The sequence below is a fragment of the Burkholderia pyrrocinia genome (assembly GCF_001028665.1).
In the GTDB taxonomy this organism is placed as follows: domain Bacteria; phylum Pseudomonadota; class Gammaproteobacteria; order Burkholderiales; family Burkholderiaceae; genus Burkholderia; species Burkholderia pyrrocinia.
This window is the reverse complement of sequence record NZ_CP011504.1, coordinates 1,873,155-1,892,629: the sequence shown is the minus strand read 5'-3', so window position 1 is coordinate 1,892,629 and position 19,475 is coordinate 1,873,155. Positions and strand designations below refer to the sequence as shown.

Genomic DNA, 19,475 nt, shown 5'->3' with positions numbered 1-19,475 from the left:
CGGCGCTCCTTGCTTCTTGCACTGCAGCCGGCAACGCACGTTCGCAAGCCCGTTATTAGCGGGAACAGGCCCTAAAGCACCGCGACCACCTTCACACGGCCCGGCTGCTCCGCCGACGCGACGACCTGGCCGTCGACGCGGCGGAACGTCAGCGACACGGTTTCGTCGCCGACGCGCAGCGCGTCGATCCGCAACCAGTCGACACCTTCCGGCAACGCCGGGCGCTCGACGCGCACCTCGTGGCGCGACGCATCGATGCTCACGCCGAGGCACGCCTGCAGCATCATGAACGGCGCACCGGCCGCCCACGCCTGCGGCAGGCACGCGACCGGATACGCGGTCGGCGGTTCGCCGCGCCGGCGCGGGAACCCGCAGAACAGCTCGGGCAAGCGCATCTCGAAGCTCACCGCCGCCTCGAACAGCGCGCGCAGCAGGTTCACCGCGGCCGTCTTGTCGCCGTAGCGCGCGAGGCCGCGTGCGATCAGCGCATTGTCGTGCGGCCACACCGAGCCGTTGTGATACGCCATCGGGTTGAAGCGCGGCTGGCCGGCCGCCAGCGTGCGGATGCCCCAGCCCGTCTGGAACAGCGTCGAGCCGAGCACGCCGGCGACCGCCGCGCCCCGCTCGGCATCGGGCAGCCCGAACGCGAGCAGGTGGCCCGCGTTCGATGCGAACACGCGGCACAGGTCGCCATGACCATCGAGCGCGATCCCGTAGAAATCGCCTTCCGGCATCCAGAACAGCGCATCGACCTGCTCGCGCAGCGTCTTCGCACGCAGCGCGTAGCGCGTGGCGTCGGCCGCGTGGCCGCGCCGGTGCGAGCATTCGGACATCGCATCGAGCGCCGCACATGCGTAGGCCTGCACCTCGACGAGCGCGACCGGCCCGTCGGGGAAGCGGCCGTCCGCATGGAACACCGAATCGTGGCTGTCCTTCCAGCCCTGGTTCGCCAAGCCGCGCTCCGACGTGCGCTGATAATCGAGCAGTCCGTAAGGATTGCGGTCGCACTTGTCGATCACCCATTGCGCGGCGCGCTCGAGCGCGGGCCACAGCTCGTCGATCAGCGCATCGTCGCCGGTGCGTTCGACATACGCGCCGGCCAGCACGATGAACAGCGGAGTCGTGTCGACGCCGCCGTAGTAGAGCGCGAACGGCACCTCGCCCGTCGCGGCCATCTCGCTGCGGCGGAACTCGTGCATGATCTTGCCGGGCTCCGCATCGCGGAACGCGGACGTCTCGCGCGCCTGGTGCTCGGCCAGGAAACGCAGCACGCCGCGTGCGAGCGACGGCTGCAGCCACAGCATCTGCAGCGACGTGATCACTGCGTCGCGGCCGAACGGCGTCGAGAACCACGGAATGCCCGCATACGGATACGGCCCCGTGTCGAGTTGCGTCGTGAGCAGCCCGAGATCCGCGAGCGAACGGTCGAGCCACGCGTCGAACAGCGGATTACCGGTGTTCACGCGTGCCATCGACTCGCGCCGCGCACGCATCTCGCGGTGCACGCCGACGAGCGCGGTGCGCAGCGCGACGCGGCCGCACCCGGGCGCTTCGCTGTGCGCCGGGCCGAGCGTCGCGTCGACGGTCAGGTAGATCGACACGCACGCCTGCGCGGCGATCGTCAGCGTGTAGTCGGCGCGATCGACCGACAGCGCGTCGGGCGCCGGCGAGAAATGCACGGTCACGTTGCGCTCGACGCTGTCCAGACCGTCGTAGCGCAGCCGCACCGCGCCCGCGTCGACGCGCGGAGCAACGACTGTGCCGCGCTTCGGGCGCTGCGTGCCGCGCACCTCGAACATGTCCTTGAAATCGGCCGCGAACGACAGCGACAGCGGCACCTCGGCTTCGCTCGCGCCGTAGTTCGTCAGCGTCAGCGCTTCGTACAGCACGTCGCCCGCGAGCACGCGCATCCGCTCGATATGGATCACGCCCTCGGGCGTCTCGCGGCCGCCGAGCGGCGGCAGCGGGCGGTTCGTCAGGTGTGCGGTGAACGATGCGTTGTCGGCGCTCGTCGCGCCCGACAGCAGCGACGGCGCGCGGCCGCCGAACGTCAGGCGCCATTTGGACAGCACGCGCATGTCGTCGACGAACAGGCCGTCGTCGTGACCGCCGATGTCGCCGAGCGCGTCGCCGACCACGAACGCGGCGCCGGATTTCAGCACGTACTGGTTGTTGCGCGCGAGCACCTGCGGATCGGCTTCGGGCGCGATGAATGCGGGGCCCGACGCTGGGGTCGGGGCAGCAGGCGCGACTTGCGGCGCCTGCGTCGTCGTGGCTTCGGCGTGATTCGGCATCGATGCTCCTGTGTCGAGGCGCAACGCGCGGCGCGCGTCGCGTGTTTCGCACAGGATAGGCCAGAACGGGGGACGTGCGCAGCGACGCAACGGCCGCGACGCCATGCGACGTTGCCGTCGCCGCAGGGCGTCGCGGGCCGGCGCCGATGTGGGCGTGTTACGCGCCGGTCAGAACTTCCACAGGATGTTGCCGAGCACCGCGTTGTCGCGCACGCCGCTGCCGTACTGGCCGCTGTACGTGAGGCCGAGCGTCAGGCGCTTCGTGATGTTCGCGTCGATGCCGGCTTCGAGCACCGCACTGTCGCGCGCAATCGGCACGCCCGACACCTGGAACGACGTGCCGCCGTTCGCGAACGTGAACGTCGACGAAGGCCGCACGTTGCCGAACGCATGGCGCCAGCCGACCGTCCCGCGTGCGGTGATCGTGCCACTCCCGACCGAGCCGAGCTGCGACGCCGCGCGCAAGCCGAGCGTCGAGAAGCCGACGTGGGTCGTCTCGCCGCCGGCGCGCAACGCTGCCGCGCCGCCGCTTTCCGTATAACCGTCGGTATGCAGGTTGACATACGCGAGGCCCGCGAACGGTTCGATCGCGACGGGCCCGACCGGCAGCGCATAGCCGACTTCGCCGAACACCTGCGCCGAATTCGCGTTGTAGCCGGCCGAATCGTGATCGGAGAAGCCCGCGAAGGCCGGATTACGGTCGCTGTTGATCCGGTACCACGTATACGACGCGCCGCCGCGCACGCCGAGCGGCCCGTACTGCGCGCCGCCGTACAGCGACAGGTAGTAGCTGTTCACCGACGCCGACGCGCTCTGGTCGTTGTCGAGCGAGCTGTGCGTGACGCCCGCCGCCAGGCCCGCACGCCACTTGTCGTTGAGCGCCATGTCGGCGCCGGCGATGAAGCCGGTCATGCTGCGGTTGATCGTCGATGCGTTGCCGTCGCCGGCGAGCCGGCTGCGGCCGCCGAACGCCTGCCCCCAGACGACCGGTTGGTAAGGCGTGCCGCCATAACAGCCATCGCGCGAACCGATCCGGCGTTCCGGCGGCAGCGTCGGATCGACCACGCCGGCCGTGTTGTCGCCGCACAGCGCGGCGCCGCCCGACGACAGCGCCGCGAGCGGGCCCGATCCAGGCGCGAGACCCTGGCGGACGCGATCGGTTACCGCATCGCGCACATAACGGCTGTCGAGCAGCAGCATGCTCTTCAGGCTCGCCTGCAGTTCGCCGTCGAGCAGCCCGTATGCGCGGCGCGCAGTACCCGCGTCGGTCGTCAGCACCGCGTCGTACAGCGGGTTGCCGGCGCCGAGCCCGCCGAGCGCGGTCGCGACCGAACGCTGGTTCGGCGTCGTCGCGACGTCAGGCAGCGCCGTGCCATTCGCGACCAGCCGCAGGTACACGTGATCCGGATCGTAGCTGAGCGTCGGCATCAGGAACGCGTAGTTCGCATTCACCTGGCTGAACGCACCCTGCACGCCCGACGACGCGGTGAGGATCGTGTAGGTCGTGCTCGGCTGGTAGCCGTTCTGGTTCGCGAGTACCTGCACGGTGCCGCCGTTCAGCGTCGCCGTGCCCGTCGCGGCGACGCTGCCGCTTTGCTGCGGCGTGGCCGCGACCTGGAACGTCGAACCCGGCTGGAACGTGACGTTGCCGGCCACGTTCAGCGCCGCGCCCGGCTGCGATGCGGCCGCCGTCGCGCCGCCCTGCACCACGAGGCCGCCGATCGTGCCGGTGCCCGTCACCGTCGCGCCGTTCTGCACGGTCACGGCCGACTGGCCGAGCGAACCGTTGACGGCGAGCGTGCCCGCGCTGACGGTGGTCGGGCCGCTCAGCGTGTTCGTGCCCGTCAGCGTCAGTTGCCCGCTGCCGGCCTGCGTCAGCGCGCCCGTGCCGGACAGCACGCTTGCAACCGTCACGTTGCCGGATTGATTGAAGATCAGCGCGCCGTTGTCGACGACGTCGCCCGCGATGCTGCCCGACGTGCCGCCGTTGCCGAGTTGCAGCGTGCCGCCGGCCGCGATCGTGGTGCCGCCGGTGTACGTGTTGCTGCCGGTCAGCACCTGCGTGCCGCTCGCCACCGTGACGCCGCCCGAGCCGCCGATCGTGCCGCCGAATGCGGTGCCGCCGCCGTTCAGCGTCAGCGCGTTGGCGCCCAGGTTCACATTCGTGCCGGCCCCGCCGGACAGCGCACCAACCGTCTGCGCGCCCGTCGCGCCGCTCACGTCGAAGGCCGCGCCCGAGCCGGCGAGATTCACCGCGCCCGTCGACGCGAGGCTGCCGCCCGCACCCAGCGCGAGTGTGCTGCCACCGTTGATCGTCGTGCCGCCGGTGTACGTGTTCGCACCCGTCAGCGTTTGCGTGCCGGCGCCCGCGAACGTCACGCCGCCCGACCCGCCGATCGCGCCGCCGAATGTCCCGCCGCTGCCGGTCAGCGTCAGCGCGTTGGCACCCAGGTTCACGTTCGTGCCGGCCGCACCGTTCAGTACTCCGATCGTCTGCGCGCCCGATGCACCGCCCAGGTTGAACGTCGCGCCCGTGCCCGCGAGATTCACCGCGCCGCTCGCCGCGAGGCTGCCGCCCGCGCCCAGCGCGAGCGTGCTGCCGCCGTTGATCGTCGTGCCGCCGGAATACGTGTTCGCACCCGTCAGCGTTTGCGTGCCGGTGCCCGCGAACGTGACGCCGCCGGTGCCGCCGATCGCGCCGCCGAACGTGCCGTTGCCGCTGCCGTTCAGCGTCAGTGCATTCGCGCCCAGGTTCACGTTCGTACTGGCCGCGCCGGTCAGCGTGCCGATCGTCTGCGCGCCCGATGCCCCGCTCAGGTTGAACGTCGCGCCCGCGCCGACGAGATTCACCGCACTCCCCGACGCGAGGCTGCCGCCCGCACCCAGCGCGAGCGTGCTGCCGCCGTCGATCGTCGTGCCGCCCGTGTACGTGTTCGCGCCCGTCAGCGTTTGCGTGCCGGTGCTCGCGAACGTCACGCCGCCGGTGCCGCCGATCACGCCGCCGAAGGTGCCGCTGGCAGTCCCGCTCAGCGTCAGCCCGTTGCCGCCGAGGTTCACGTTCGTACCGGCCGCGCCCGACAGCGCGCCGATCGTCTGCGCCCCCGATGCGCCGCTCACGTCGAACGCCGCACCCGTGCCCGCGAGATTCACCGCGCCCGTCGCCGCGAGGCTGCCGCCCGCACCCAGCGCGAGCGTGCTGCCAGCGTCGATCGTCGTGCCGCCGGTGTAGGTGTTCGCGCCCGTCAGCGTTTGCGTGCCCGCGCCGGCGAGCGTGACGCCACCCGTGCCGCCGATCGCCCCGCCGAACGTATGATTGCCGCCGCCGCTCAACGTCAGCCCGTTGCCACCCAGGTTCACGTTCGTGCTGGCCGCGCCGGTCAGCGCGCCGATCGTCTGCGCGCCCGATGCGCCGCTCAGGTTGAACGTCGCGCCCGCGCCGGCGAGATTCACCGTGCCGGTCGATGCAAGGCTGCCGCCTGCACCCAGCGCAAGCGTGCTGCCGCCGTCGATCGTCGTGCCGCCGGTGTACGTATTCGCACCCGTCAGCGTTTGCGTGCCGGTTCCCGACAGCGTCAGGCCGCCGGTGCCGCCGATCGCACCGCCGAAGGTGCCGCTGGCGGTCCCGCTCAGCGTCAGCCCGTTGCCGCCGAGGTTCACGTTCGTACCGGCGATGCCCGACAGTGCGCCGATCGTCTGTGCGCCTGTTGCACCGCTCACGTCGAACGTCGCGCCAGCGCCGGCCAGGTTCACCGCGCCCGTCGCCGCCAGGCTGCCGCCCGCGCCCAGCGCCAGCGTGCCCGCGTTGATCGTCGTGCCGCCCGTGTACGTGTTCGCACCCGTCAGCGTGGTGGTCGCCGCGCCATTCTTCACGAGGCTGCCCGCACCGGCGATCGCGCCGCCCAACCCGAGCGCGTTGCTGCCGCCCAGCGTGAGCGCCGCGCCCGTGCCGAGATTGACCGCGTTGCCGACCGTCAGGCTCGCGTTCGTATCCAGTGTCGCGGCGCCGCCGACGTTCAGCGCGCCGGTGCCGAGTGCCGAGCCGTTGCCGAGCACGAGGCCGCCGCTGTTCAGGTTGGTGCCGCCGGTATAGGTATTCGCGCCGTTCAGCGTCTGCGTGCCGGTGCCGGACAGCGTCAGGCTGCCCGCGCCGCCGATCAGGCCGCTGAACGTGCCGCTGGCAGTCCCGCCCAGCGTCAGTGCGTTGCCGCCAAGGTTGAGGTTCGTTCCCGCGACACCCGACAGCGCGCCGAGCGACTGCGCGCCCGTTGCGCCGCTCAGGTCGAGCGCCGCGCCCGCGCCGGTCAGGTTTACCGCGCCCGTCGTCGCGAAGCTGCCGCCCGTGCCAAGCGCCAGCGTGCCGCTGTTGATCGTCGTGGTGCCCGAGTACGTGTTTGCGCCGGTCAGTGTCGTCGTCGCCGCGCCGTTCTTCACGAGGCTGCCCGCGCCGGATATCCCGCCGCTCAGCGCGAGGGCGTTGCTGCCGCCGAGCGTCAGCGTCGAGCCGGTGCCGGCGAGATTGACCGCGTTCGCGACCGTCACGCTCGTATTCGTATCGAGTGTCGCCGCGCCGCCGACCGTCAGCGCGCCCGTGCCGAGCGCCGCGTTGTTGCCGAGCACGACGCTGCCGCTGTTCAGGTTCGTGCCGCCCGAGTAGGTGCTCGCGCCGTTCAACGTCTGCGTGCCGGTGCCGGACAGCGTCAGGCTGCCCGTCCCGCCAATCGCGCCGCTGAAGGTGCCGCTGGCCGTGCCGCCGAGCGTCAGCGCATTGCCGCCGAGGCTCACGCTCGTACCTGCCACGCCCGACAGTGCGCCGATCGCCTGCGCACCGCCCGTGCTGATGTCGAGCGCCGCACCGGCGTTGGCGAGATTCACCGTGCCCGTTGCCGCGAGACTGCCGCCCGTGCCGAGCGCCAGCGTGCCCGCGTTGATCGTCGTGCCGCCCGTATACGTGTTCGCACCGGTCAGCGTCGTGGTCGCCGCGCCGTTCTTCACGAGGCTGCCCGCGCCGGAAATCGCGCCGCTCAACCCGAGGGCGTTGCTGCCGCCAAGCGTCAGCGCGGCGCCCGTGCCCAGATCGATCGCGTTGCCGACCGACAGGTTCGTGGTCGTATCGAGCGTCGCCGCGCCGCCGACGGTCAGCGCGCCGGTGCCGAGCGCCGAGCCGTTGCCGAGCACGAGCCCGCCGGCATTCAGCGTCGTGCCGCCGGTATAGGTGTTCGCGCCGGACAGCGTCACCGCTGCTGCGCCGTTCTTCACGAGGCCGCCGCCGCCGGCGATCACGCCGCCCAGGCCGAGACCGGTGCTGCCGGCGAGCGTCAGCGTGGTGCCCGTCGCGATGTTGACGCCGTTCGCGAGCGACACGTTGGTGGTTGCATCGAGCGTCGACGAACCGTTGACGTTCACTGCGCCGGTGCCGAGCGCCGTATTGCTGCCGACGGCGAGGTTGCCGCCGTTCAGGTTCGTGCCGCCCGTATACGTGTTCGTGCCCGTCAGCGTTTGCGTGCCGGTGCCTGACAACGTCACGCTGCCCGCCCCGCCGATCGTGCCGGCATAGGTCGCATTGACGCTGCCGTTGAGCGTCAGCGAATTGCCGCCGAGGCTCACGTTCGTGCCGGCCGCGCCCGCCAGCGAGCCGATCGTCTGCGCGCCCGACGCGTTGCTCACGTCGAACGTCGCGCCCGCGCCGGTCAGGTTGACCGTGCCCGTCGACGCCAGGCTGCCGCCCGCGCCCAGCGCCAGCGTCCCGCTGTTGATCGTCGTGTCGCCGGTGTACGTGTTCGCGCCGGTCAGCGTGGTCGTCGCCGCGCCGTTCTTCACGAGGCCGCCGGCTCCGCCGATCGAGCCGGCCAGCCCGAGATTGTTGCTGCCGCCGAGCGTCAGCGTCGTACCGGTGGCGAGATTGACCGTGTTGTTGAGCGTCACGTTTGCGCTCGTGTCGAGCGACGCGTTCGTGTTGACGTTCAGCGCGCCCGTGCCGAGCGAAGCATTGTCGCCGACGACCAGGCCGCCGCCGTTCAGGTTCGTGCCGCCCGTGTACGTGTTCGCACCGGACAGCGTCAGCGTGCCGCCGTCATTCTTCGTCAGCGCGCCTACGCCCGACACCGTGCCCGACAGTGCGAGCCCGGTCGCGCCCTGCACCGTCAGCCCGGCGGCATTGAGCGTCACGCCGTTGGCGACGTTGAGCCCCGCCGTGCCCGCCTGCAGCGCGCCGCCATTTGCCGTGATGTTGCCGGTGCCGAGCGATGCGTTGTTGTTGATGATCGCGACGCCGCCGTTCAGCGTCGCATCCTGCGCAGTGGACGCGCCGTTGATCGTCCAGTTGCCGCTGTTGACGTCGAGGTGGTTGAAGTTGATGTAGTTGTTGACCGCGATCGTACCGTTCGCGCTGGCGCCCTGCTGCAGATTGAGCGTGTTGTTGCCGCCCGCGCCGCCGTCGACGACGCCCGTCGCCGCCACGTTGAGCGTGTTCGGACCGACCGTGATGTTGAACGCGCCGCCGGTGCCGCCCGCCGTGTTGACCGACGAGCCGGTCACTGCATTGAACGTGTTGTTGCTGTTCGCGCCCATCGACACGCCGCCGTTGATCGTGCCCGAGTTGGTGAACGTATTGCCCTGCCCGGGCGTGCCGTTCGAGCCGAACGATACGCGGCCGTTGATCGTTCCGCTGTTCGACATATTGACCTGGCCGCCGCCGTACGCGGCGACCACGGGCGCGTCGGCGCCGACGAGGATCGCACCGACCAGCGGGTTGGACCCGATCGTGCCGGTGTTCGTGATGTGCGACGTGCCGCCGGTGCCGTTCTGGACCGACAGCGCCATGCCCGTCACGCCGCTGATCGCCACGCCGGTCGAGCCGTTCATCGTGCCGTTGTTGATGACGGTGGTGTTCGCGCTCGCCGATGCGTTGCCGATCACCGCCCCGCTCGACAGCACGCCGAGCCCCGAGCCGAGCGCGGAAGGATCGATCGTGCCGTTGTTGGTCAGTGTATTGTTGTTGCCGGTCAGCGACATCGCGGTACCGCCGACGCCGAGCAGCACGCCGACGCTCGCGCCCGGGTTGACCGTCGCATTTATGTTGTTCGCGCTGTTCGAGTAACTCGGCTGCAGCGGGTTCGCGACGCCGGAACAGGTCACCGTGGTGCCTGCGGTGCTGCAGGTCGCCTGGGCGGGAACGATGCCGGCGCCGGACAGCGCCAGGAAAACACCCGTCGGCAACAGCAGTCTCGGGAACGGCTCGCCGGCTTTTTTCGAACGCGCAAGGTTCATGCTTGCCCTCTCTTTTCACTTTGGTATTGGTATTGCGCCCACATCCGACTGCACGCAGCAGAAAATCACGGACGAAAGCATGCCCGCCGGCGGTCGCAATGCGACGTCGGTTTACTCACGGATGAATGTTTTGATATACCCCGGGTTGCGGACGTGAAACTAGCCGAACGACATGACGGTGGCCCCTGATTTTATGCAGCGATTTTCTGGTTGATTTGATTACTGCCCTGCTTTTTGTCAGACAAGGCTATATCAAACCGACGCCATTTTCCAGTCGATGTTTACCTATCGGATCAAGGATCAACGAGCATGTATTTTTTACCCGCCGCTGCGCGTATGCGCGGTAGCATCCAGCAGTTTTTCTGCCGGCTTATTTTGACCGTTCTCAAAAACATCGAAATTGCCGCATCCGTGGAAACGCTGATATACGGCCTCAATTCAAGAGACGTGATTTTTGCAGCGCAATATTTTCATTCCAACAAACTGCCGACACAGATAATAAGTATCCGCTTAATAATAAAATTAAAACCGGATTTTTATACACTCAGCAAAATCGTTTCGATTTCCGTCTTGTATAAGACCTGAAACGCGAATCGTTATCACGGGTTGGTCGCCAATGACATCCGTTCGGCCGGCGAGAAAAGAAGGCGTGCCGCATCCGCCGTGAAACGGCAGGAAAGCAGGACGGAGAAAATCAGACGCCGGGGGCGTTCGCCCCCCCGTACACCGCGTTACGAAAACAGGCTCAACAGGTAAAGCATCGGCCGGAACGAGACCGGCCGCGCATCGGGATTCACCCACAGACGCACCGCATAGACCGCGTAGGCCGGCACTTCGCGCCAGCTCGAGTAGACATCGCGCAACTGGAAGCGGTGCGGATACGCGGCGTAGATGTTCTCCCGCGCGATGCCGACGCGCTCGAACGCGAGGCGCGCCCGCGCAAGGTGGTAGTACTGACTGACGATCAGCACGCGCGACAGGCGGTGCGCCTGCAGGTACGCAAGCGTGTGCTGCGCGGTCGCGAGCGTGTTGTCGCCCTGGTCGTCGACAGCGATCCGGTCGGCCGGTACGCCGCGCGCCACGAGATAGTCGCGCATGGCCGTCGCTTCGTTCAGCCCGGGGCCGTCGATTGCGCCGCTGACCAGAAACGCCGGGCACTGCCCCGTGCGGTAGCAGCGCACGCCGACGTCGAGCCGGGCCGCGAGCACGGGCTTCGGCGCGCCCGTATCGTCGAGCGCATTGCCGAAGATCACGGCAACGTCGGCCGGTTCGCTCGGCATCCGCATCCCGGACACGACGAGCGCGACGGCCGCGGCGGCCCAGATGCACGCGATGACGGCCAGCAAGCGGCCCGCTCGGGCCGCAAAGCCCCGTTTGGTTTGGTATTTCAAGGTTCTCGGTCTCTCAGGTCGTCGGGCGTATCGGCTGGCCCGGCCCGGCATGGGCGCGTAACGCTAGCACGGCGCGCTCGCGCGCGTCCACGCGACCGAACGATGCCGGACCGTTACCGACCTGCTGGAAAGAGGATCGATGCGCTTTGCGCGCGAAGGCGGGCCGGCAATACGGAGATCGAAGGAATATGAATGGCGCCGCTGCGCAGTGATGCGCGGCCCGGCCCGAACCGCGTCAATCGGCCGGACACATCGCGAGCCGCCCCATCGCCTCGCCTGCGCCGCGGACCGCGCAGGTGGCCGGCTCGTCGGCGATCCGCGCGATCACCCCTGTCTCGTCGTACAGCAGGCGCTCGAGATCAGCGAGCAGCGCGCCGCCGCCCGTCAGCACCACGCCGCGATTCGCGATGTCGGTCACGAGTTCGGCCGGCGCGTTTTCGAGCACCGACTTCACCGCGCCGATCACCTGCTTGAGCGGCGCGGCCAGCGCGTCCGCAACGTCGTGGTTGGACAGCTCGATCGAGCGCGGCAGGCCGTCGCCGATGCTGCGCCCGACCGCGCGCGTCGACGTGCGCGGCACCGCACTGGTGGCCGAGCCGATCGTCTTCTTCACGTGCTCGGCCGTCTGCTCGCCGAGCAGCACGCCGTACAGGTTGCGGACATGGTTGACGATCGCCGCGTCGAACTGGTTGCCGCCGACGCGGATCGCCTCGCGATAGACGATGCCGCCGAGCGCGATGACCGCGACTTCGGTCGTCCCGCCGCCGATGTCGATGACCATCGAGCCGACCGGTTCGGTCACCGGCAGGCCGGCGCCGAGCCCGGCAGCCAGCGATTCCTCGATCAGTTCGACCTCCGACACGCCGGCCGCGAACGCGGCCTCGCGGATCGCGCGGCGCTCGACGGCCGTCGCATCGGACGGCACGCACAGCGTGACCTCGACGCGGCGGCCGAAGCGCGAACGCGTGCGCGACATGTCGATGAAGCTGCGGATCATCTGCTCGGCCGCGTGCGCGTCGGCGATCACGCCGTGCCGCATCGGCCGCACGGCTTCGAGATGCCCCGGTTCGCGGCCGAGCAGCGCCTTCGCGAGCTCGCCGACCGCCTCGAGCGTCGGCCGCGCATCGGCCGCGCCGGCCTTGCGGAAGCAGACGACCGACGGCTGGTTCAGCACCACGCCGCGCTCGTGCGTATAGATCTGCGTACTCGCCGTTCCAGGGTCGATCGCAACGGGTTGCGCAAACAACTTTCCGAACAGCGGTGTCGACATATCAAACCTTTGTGAGCGAAAGGGCCGGGACGACCCCGGCGCATCCCCGCGGCGCGCCTGCCGCCCCATCATGAAGTTAGCGGCAAATCGTTCCGATACTTTAGGCAATTCTAATGATTATTTCGCGACGAAATTGTCAAAAATACCGTTCCGGACGTGTCCGGCTACGCAACGGTCTCTCGCGTTGCACCTGTAAAACACGGTAATCTCTCGGTCTTGCCTGCTCCCGGCAGGCCGCAGACGCCCGATCACCCAGGTATTTCCACCATGACAGCGACCGTTTCCTTCCGCTGGGCGCGGGTGCGCCCGCTCTGCACGACGCTCGTCGCCTTCTGGTGCTGCACGGTCGTCGCGCAACCGCTGCCGGCCACCGAACCCGCGCCCGCCCCCGCTGCAGCCGGCACGTCCGTGGCCGCTGCCACCGCCGCTGCCGCTGCCACTGCCGCGACGCCCGCCGCCACGCACGACTGCACGGCCGACGGCGGCCCGGCCGGCCGCCCGTCGATCGGACTCGTGCTGTCCGGCGGCGGCGCGCGCGGTTACGCGCACCTCGGCGTGCTGAAGGTGCTCGAGGAAAACCGTATCCCGGTCGACTGCATCGCGGGCACCAGCATGGGCGCCGTGGTCGGCGGCCTGTACGCGAGCGGGATGGCCGCCGCCGACATGCAGAAGCGGCTGTCTGAAGTCAACCTCGCGGATATCGCGTTCGACGTGACGGACCGCGCGGACCTGCCTCAAACCAGCCGGGAAGACGAACGCCTGTACATCAACGGGCTGACGCTCGGCTTCGGCAAGAAAGGCGTGAAAGCGCCGGTCGGCCTCGTGCAGGGCAACCGGCTGCAGGCGCTGCTCGCCAACTGGACGGCCTCCGTGCCGACCAACCAGTCGTTCGCCCGCCTGCCGATTCCGTACCGCGCAGTCGCGACCGACCTGCAGACGGGCCAGATGGTCGTGCTCGACCACGGCTCGCTGCCGCTCGCGATCCGCGCGAGCATGGCGATGCCCGGCCTGTTCGCGCCGGCCGAGATCAACGGGCGCGCGCTCGTGGACGGCGGCCTCGTCAGCAACCTGCCCGTCGACACCGCACGGCAGATGGGCGCGAACGTCGTGATCGCCGTCGACATCGGCTCGCAACTGCGCCCGCTCGACGCGCTCGCGTCGCCCGCCGACGTGATGCAGCAGATGGTCGGCATCCTGATTCGCCAGAACGTGTCGGCCCAGCGCCAGCAGATCACCGCGAACGACGTGCTGCTCACGCCCGCGCTCGGCTCGCTCGGCTTCACCGATTTCCAGAACGCGCGCCAGGCCATCTCCGCCGGCGAAGCGGCGGCAACCGCCGCGCTGCCACGCCTGAAGCGCTACGCGCTCACGCCCGAGGAATACGCCGCCTACCGCTCCGCGCACGCGCAGCCGCTGCCGCCGCCGGTCCGGATCACGCGCATCGAGATCAAGACGAGCGGCGGCGTGCCGAAGCGCGTCGTCAGCGACGCGCTGCACGTGAAGCCCGGCGACCTCTACGATCCGCAGACCGTCAGCCAGGACCTGCTCGGGCTGACGACGGGCGGCAACTTCGAGAGCGTCACCCAGCAGATCGTCAGCCACGGCGACGAGAACGTGCTCGAGATCGACGCGCGCGAGAAATACTGGGGGCCGAATTTCCTGCTGTTCGGCCTGGGCATGTCGAGCAGCTCGACCGACGAGGGCGGCTTCCGCCTGCATGTCGGCTACCGGCGCCCCTGGCTCACCGAATCGGGCCTCGAATTCCGCGCGGATACGACGATCGGCAGCGACCTGCAGTCGGCGCGCGTCGAATTGCGCCAGCCGCTGCCGATGGCGTACGGCGTCTACATCTCGCCCTACGCCGAATACCAGCGCCGCTACGCGAACCTGTACGACGACACCGGCGACGTGAAGGTCACGCAGTACCTGATGCAGACGGCGCGCGCCGGGATCGATCTCGGCCTGCCGATCGCGCGGCTCGGCGATTTCCGGATCGGTCTCGGTTACGTGACCGGGCACGGCTCGCCGACCTACAACCTGCCGTTCGACGACGGCGACGGCCAGGCACTGCTGTGGCCGAGCTTCACGTCGCAGGCGCTGACCGCGCGCGCGCGGCTCGTCATCGACCAGCTCGACGATCCGATGTTCCCTCGCAAGGGCTACTACACCGAATTGCGCGTCGAACGCTCGCTGGTGTCGCGCAATGGAGGATCGGCGCAGGCGTTCGACGACGCGATCAACAACGCGCCTTACACCGAGATCTACGGCAAGGCGATGATCGCGCAGCAATTCGGCCGGCACAGCTTCAGCGCGACGGTCGAAGGCGGCAAGAGCATCGGCGGCACCAACCTGATCAACGCGTTCAACTTCACGCTCGGCGGCTTCCAGCATTTGTCCGCCTATGCGGCCGACCAGCTGAACGGCAACGAGCTCGCGTACGGCCAGATCACCTACATGAATCAGCTGATGACGTTCAACGCGTCGCCGGTCAAGGCGCTGTCGGTGGGCGCCAGCGCGGAAGTCGGCAACGTCTGGTCGAGCGGCCAGCAGATCGGCGGCGGCGCGCTCAAGCAGAGCTATACGTTCTTCACGAGCCTGTCGACCGCGTTCGGGCCCGTCTACATCGGCGTTGCGCTCGCGCCCGGCGGCCGCCGCAACTTCTACCTGCAGCTCGGCCGCACGTACTGACGACGCGCCGGCGCCGCGCGGGACGCCCCGGCGCGCGCCCCGCCGTCAGTGCGCGGGGCCGGCCGCGGTGCGCGCCGTGCCGATCGGCCAGCTGATCTCGAAGCGCGCGCCGCCGAGTTCGACCGGATCGACGACCGCGATCCGGCCGTTGTGTGCGTGGAGCACCTGCCGCGTGATCGACAGCCCGAGCCCGTAGCCGCCGGTGCGGCGGTCGAGGCGCACGAACGCGTCGAAGATCCGCTCGCGCTCGCGCTCCGGCACGCCGGGGCCGTCGTCCTCGACGAAGATCCCGATGTTGCCGTGCTCCATCGCGATGCCGACGACGATCCGCGATTGCGCATACTTGCTCGCGTTGCGCAGCAGGTTGCGCATCGCGTACGACATCAGCCGCCGGTCCATCTTCACGCGCAGGTCCGACTCGAGCGCGACACGCGACTCGATCGTGCACTCCGGATACAGCAGCTGCGCGTCGTTGACCTGGTGCTCGAACCACGCGACGGGCGCGGTCATCTCCAGGTTCGACTGCAGCGAACTGTATTCGAGCCGCGCGAACGTGAGGCTCATGTCGATCAATTCCTCGAGCTCGGTCACGTCCTGCGCGATGCTCTCGAGCGCCCCCTGGTATTCGGCAGCGGAAGCGGGCTCGCGCAGCATCTCCAGCGCGAAGCGCACGCGCGCGAGCGGCGTGCGCAGCTCGTGCGAGATGCCGTTCGTGAGATCCCGCTGCGCCGCGATCAGCCGCTCCATGCGCATCGCGAGCGCGTTCAGCGTGCGCGCGAGCGGGCCGATGATCACGCTGTGCGATTCGCGTGCGCGCGTGTTGAAGCGTCCGCCGGTGAAGTCGATCGCGCGCTCGCGCACCATCACGAGATCGGACCAGACCGGCCGCATCCACCGGTATGCCGCTAGCGCGGGCGCGGCGAACACGAATGCGAGCACGATCCAGATGTCGCCCGGCAGCGAGTCGAACGCATGCCACACGACCTGCGGCGACAATTCGACGCACAGCGCGAGCGCCGGCACGATCGCGGTCAGCAAGACGAGGCCGAGCAGATGCAGGTAGGTGCGCACGTAAAGGCGCGACCAGCTCGGAATGCGGTCGGCGCGCGTATCGGTCCACGCGCGACGGAAATGCAGCCAGCGCCATCTGACATAGCGCAGCGTCGACAACGGCGGTGCATCGGGGTGCGAAAGGGTTCGTCGAATCATCGCGGCTCCCGGCTGGCGGGCGGAATGCCCGCGCGGAACGTGACGGCGTCGCCTGGCGGCGGCGTCAGTCCCACGCGTGTTTGCTGAATTGGTAACCCTTGCTGCGGATCGTCTTGATCCGCTGCGGGTTGCTCGCGTCGTCGCGCAGCTTGCGGCGCAGCTTCGAAATGCGCCCGTCGATCGTGCGGTCGAGGCCGTCGAATTCGACGCCGCGCAACTGCAGCATCAGATCGTCGCGGCTGACGACTTCGCCCGCATGGCACACGAGCGCCCACAGCAGGTCGAATTCGGCCGACGTCAGATCGGGCGTGCTGCCGTCCGGCAGCACGACGGTACGGTCGGTGCGGTCGATCGAGAACTTGCCGAATGCATAGCGTTCGGGCTGCGACGCGGGGCTCTCGGTCGCGCGCGCGGGCGCGCGGCGAAGCTGCGCCTTGATCCGCGCCAGCAGGATGCGCGGCTCGACCGGCTTGTGCACGTAGTCGTCCGCGCCGAACTCGAGGCCGAGCAGTTCGTCGAACGGCTCGTCGCGCGCCGTCACCATGATGATCACGCCGTCGTACTGCTTGCGCGCCTCGCGGCAGATTTCGAAGCCGTCCTTGCCCGGCAGGTTCACGTCGAGAATGACGAGATCGGGGCGAATGGACAGGATCGCCGGCACCGCGGCGTCACCATGCAGCACAGTGTCGACTTCATAGTCGTTCTTGCGCAGGTAGCCGGCGATCAGCGTGGACAGGCGGGTGTCGTCTTCGACGAGCAGGATGCGAAAAGACATGGGCAACGGTCGGGTCATCGGGGAAGCCGCGGCGGCGCCGGTCATTCCGGACGCCGGCCATCGGCCGAAACGTACCGCATGATACTGCGCCCGCCGATTGCCCGTTTGCCTGTCTGAAAAATCAGGGCGCGATGCCGCGCCGCGCTTGACGAATCGGCGCCGGGACGGTTCCATACGGGCTCGCCGGAATCCGGGCCACGCCTCTACCCTGCCTGACGTGATGAATTACCAGACGATCCTCGAACGCATCCACACCGAACTCGCCCCCTGGATTGGCCAGGGACGGGTCGCCGACTATATTCCCGAACTCGCGAAAATCCCGGCCGACAAGTTCGGGATGGCCGTCGTGACGCTCGACGGAAACGTTTACACGGTCGGCGACGCGCACGAGCGCTTCTCGATCCAGAGCATCTCGAAGCTGTTCGCGTGCACGCTCGCGTTCCAGTTGCTGGGCGATGCGCTGTGGGAGCGGGTCGGCCGCGAGCCGTCCGGCACCGCGTTCAATTCGCTGGTGCAGCTCGAAAGCGAGCGCGGCAAGCCGCGCAATCCGTTCATCAATGCCGGTGCGCTGGTCGTCACCGACGTGCTGTGCCGCCGTTTCGTGAGGGCCGAGACGGCGCTCGTCGAATTCGTACGGCGGCTGATCGGCGCGACCGATATCGACTACGATTCGCGCGTTGCGCTGTCTGAGCTGCAGCATGCGGAGCGCAACCGCGCGATGGCGCACTTCATGGCGAGCTTCGGCAACATGCAGATGCCGCCCGACACGGTGGTCGATGCGTATTGCCGCCAGTGCGCGATCACGATGAACTGCGTCGAACTCGCGCGCGCCGCGCTGTTCCTCGCGAACGGCGGCGTCGCGCCGGTGACCGGCGAGCGCATCGTCGATTCGAGTTCCGCGAAGCGGCTGTCGGCGCTGATGCTGACCTGCGGCACCTACGATGCGGCCGGCGATTTCGTGTACCGCGTCGGGCTGCCCGCGAAAAGCGGCGTCGGCGGCGGGATCGTCGCGGTGCTGCCCGGCGAGATGGCCGTGTGCGTGTGGGCGCCGGGGCTCGATGCGAACGGGAACTCGCTGGCAGGGACGTTGGCGTTGGAGTGGTTGACGACGTACACGGAAAGATCGATTTTCTGACACCCCGCAGCGGTTACTGGAGAACATCGCGCATGAATCCGGACAACGTATCAGATGTCGCAATGGCAGCCCACGCGAACCCCGGCGGCAGCGCTTTCGCGCCGATTCCCGCCGTCGTGCCGTCGCAAACCGCGCTGCTCGTCATGCATTACCAGACCGACATCCTCGGAATCTTTCCGTCGGTGGCCCCCGAATTGCTCGCCAATACGCGCCGGCTGTGCGACGCGGCGCGGGCCGGCGGCGTCGGCGTCTGGTTCGCGAACCTCCGGTTCAGCCCCGGCTATCCGGAAGTCAGCCCGCGCAACAAGAACGGGCAAAGCATCAAGCAGCTCGGCCTGTTCGTCGACGACGGCACGTGCCCTGAGCTGGGCCGGCAGCCCGACGAACCGCTGATCGTCGCGCACCGCGCCAGCGTGTTCTTCGGCACCGATCTGCAGGCGCGGCTGGTCGCACAAGGCGTCGATTCGCTGATCATGGTCGGCATCGCGTCGACCGGCGTGATGCTGTCGTCGATCGCCCATGCGAGCGACGCGGACTTCCGCCTGTATACGGTCAAGGATTGCTGCTACGACCCGGACCCGGTGGTCCACGAGCATCTGTTCTCCACCGCTTTCGAGTCGCGCACGACGGTGCTGTCGCTCGCGGACGCGTTGCGGCTGCTCGGGTAACGGACCGGCACAGCATCGCCCGGAACTGCCGCGCAATGACGGCTTACCGGGCAGTTCCGATGCCCGCCAGAATGAGATCGATGCCGGCCAGGAACTGCTCGCGCTCGTCGTGCGCGGCCAGTTGCGCCGCCACCTTGCGCACGAACGGGTATTGCGCCGGTTCGAGCTGCGCCCACCTTGCGGCGACGGTCGCGACGATCTCCGGCTGTTCCGTATCGCGCGGATGAAGACGCGCACCGGCCGCGTATTGGCCGGCCAGCCCGAAGATGTAATGCATCAGCGCCGATGCCGCGTTGAATTGCGCGGGTTCGGGCACGCCCAGTGCCTGAAGCTGCCCGCCGACGCTTTCCAGGATACGCAGCACCGCGTTCTGCCACGGCTCGCGGAACAGCTGCGCGCCCACCCACGGATGCGCGCTGAACGCATCGAACAGGCGCAGCGCGACGCGACGGATCGCCTCCGCCGCTCCGCCGTCACGCACCGCCGACACGTCCGTCATCGCACCCGCGATCACCTGATCCGCAGCCGCCGCGAGCAGATCGTGCTTGTCGGCGACGTGCCAGTAGATCGCGCCGCTTCCGGTCGCCAGATGCGCCGCGAGCGCGCGAAACGTCAGCGCGCCCTCGCCTGCGTTGTCGAGTATCTCGATCGCGGCCTCGACGATCCGCTCTTTCGACAGCGCATCCGCGCGCCGCTCGGTCCGGTTTCTGGTTTTCATGCGCGGTAGCTTGACACATCTGGAACATCGTTCCAATATCTCGCAATGGAACAACGTTCCA

11 protein-coding genes are annotated in these 19,475 nt (G+C 68.7%); 4 read left to right on the top strand and 7 right to left on the bottom strand.

All coding sequences use genetic code 11. The annotated features are described in order from the left end of the window. Window positions 1-71 precede the first annotated feature (71 nt). A complete protein-coding gene (locus ABD05_RS24615) occupies window positions 72-2,294 on the bottom strand; it encodes an amylo-alpha-1,6-glucosidase (protein ID WP_047903775.1) in 2,223 nt (740 codons plus the stop codon). Window positions 2,295-2,462: 168 nt separating this feature from the next. After that, window positions 2,463-9,560: an autotransporter-associated beta strand repeat-containing protein gene (locus ABD05_RS24610; RefSeq protein ID WP_047902637.1), complete on the bottom strand. Its 7,098-nt coding sequence runs from the start codon at window positions 9,558-9,560 to the stop codon at window positions 2,463-2,465. 309 nt (window positions 9,561-9,869) lie between these two features. Between ABD05_RS24610 and ABD05_RS24605 the strand changes: the two genes are divergently transcribed. Further along, window positions 9,870-10,145: a hypothetical protein gene (locus tag ABD05_RS24605; protein ID WP_148669136.1), complete on the top strand. Its 276-nt coding sequence runs from the start codon at window positions 9,870-9,872 to the stop codon at window positions 10,143-10,145. Between the two features lie 146 nt (window positions 10,146-10,291). Here the strand turns inward: ABD05_RS24605 and ABD05_RS24600 are convergent, their stop codons facing one another. Beyond that, window positions 10,292-10,951, bottom strand: a complete 660-nt coding sequence (locus tag ABD05_RS24600; protein ID WP_047902635.1) for a YdcF family protein — start codon at window positions 10,949-10,951, stop codon at window positions 10,292-10,294. Between the two features lie 235 nt (window positions 10,952-11,186). Then, window positions 11,187-12,221: a rod shape-determining protein gene (gene mreB, locus ABD05_RS24595; protein WP_047902634.1), complete on the bottom strand. Its 1,035-nt coding sequence runs from the start codon at window positions 12,219-12,221 to the stop codon at window positions 11,187-11,189. Window positions 12,222-12,488: 267 nt separating this feature from the next. Here mreB and ABD05_RS24590 point away from each other — a divergent pair, with 267 nt between their 5' ends. Next, a complete protein-coding gene (locus tag ABD05_RS24590; protein ID WP_047902633.1) occupies window positions 12,489-14,909 on the top strand; it encodes a patatin-like phospholipase family protein in 2,421 nt (806 codons plus the stop codon). A gap of 45 nt (window positions 14,910-14,954) precedes the next feature. On the opposite strand, the gene ABD05_RS24585 is transcribed toward ABD05_RS24590, so the two are convergent. Together ABD05_RS24585 and ABD05_RS24580 are read right to left on the bottom strand one after the other, a co-directional pair. Next, complete coding sequence (locus ABD05_RS24585) at window positions 14,955-16,118, bottom strand: ATP-binding protein (protein WP_047902632.1); 1,164 nt, start codon at window positions 16,116-16,118, stop codon at window positions 14,955-14,957. A gap of 64 nt (window positions 16,119-16,182) precedes the next feature. Then, window positions 16,183-16,893, bottom strand: coding sequence for a response regulator (locus tag ABD05_RS24580; RefSeq protein WP_047902631.1), 711 nt, complete (start codon window positions 16,891-16,893; stop codon window positions 16,183-16,185). Window positions 16,894-17,113: 220 nt separating this feature from the next. Between ABD05_RS24580 and ABD05_RS24575 the strand changes: the two genes are divergently transcribed. Both ABD05_RS24575 and ABD05_RS24570 read left to right on the top strand, forming a co-directional pair. Then, entirely contained in the window at window positions 17,114-18,028 is a 915-nt protein-coding gene (locus tag ABD05_RS24575) for a glutaminase (protein ID WP_047902630.1), read from the top strand. A gap of 62 nt (window positions 18,029-18,090) precedes the next feature. Beyond that, window positions 18,091-18,696 (top strand): cysteine hydrolase family protein, encoded by a 606-nt coding sequence (locus tag ABD05_RS24570; RefSeq protein WP_238594116.1) that lies wholly within the window; start codon window positions 18,091-18,093, stop codon window positions 18,694-18,696. A 43-nt stretch (window positions 18,697-18,739) separates the two neighbouring features. Here the strand turns inward: ABD05_RS24570 and ABD05_RS24565 are convergent, their stop codons facing one another. Further along, entirely contained in the window at window positions 18,740-19,414 is a 675-nt protein-coding gene (locus ABD05_RS24565; RefSeq protein WP_047902628.1) for a TetR/AcrR family transcriptional regulator, read from the bottom strand. Window positions 19,415-19,475: the final 61 nt, after the last annotated feature.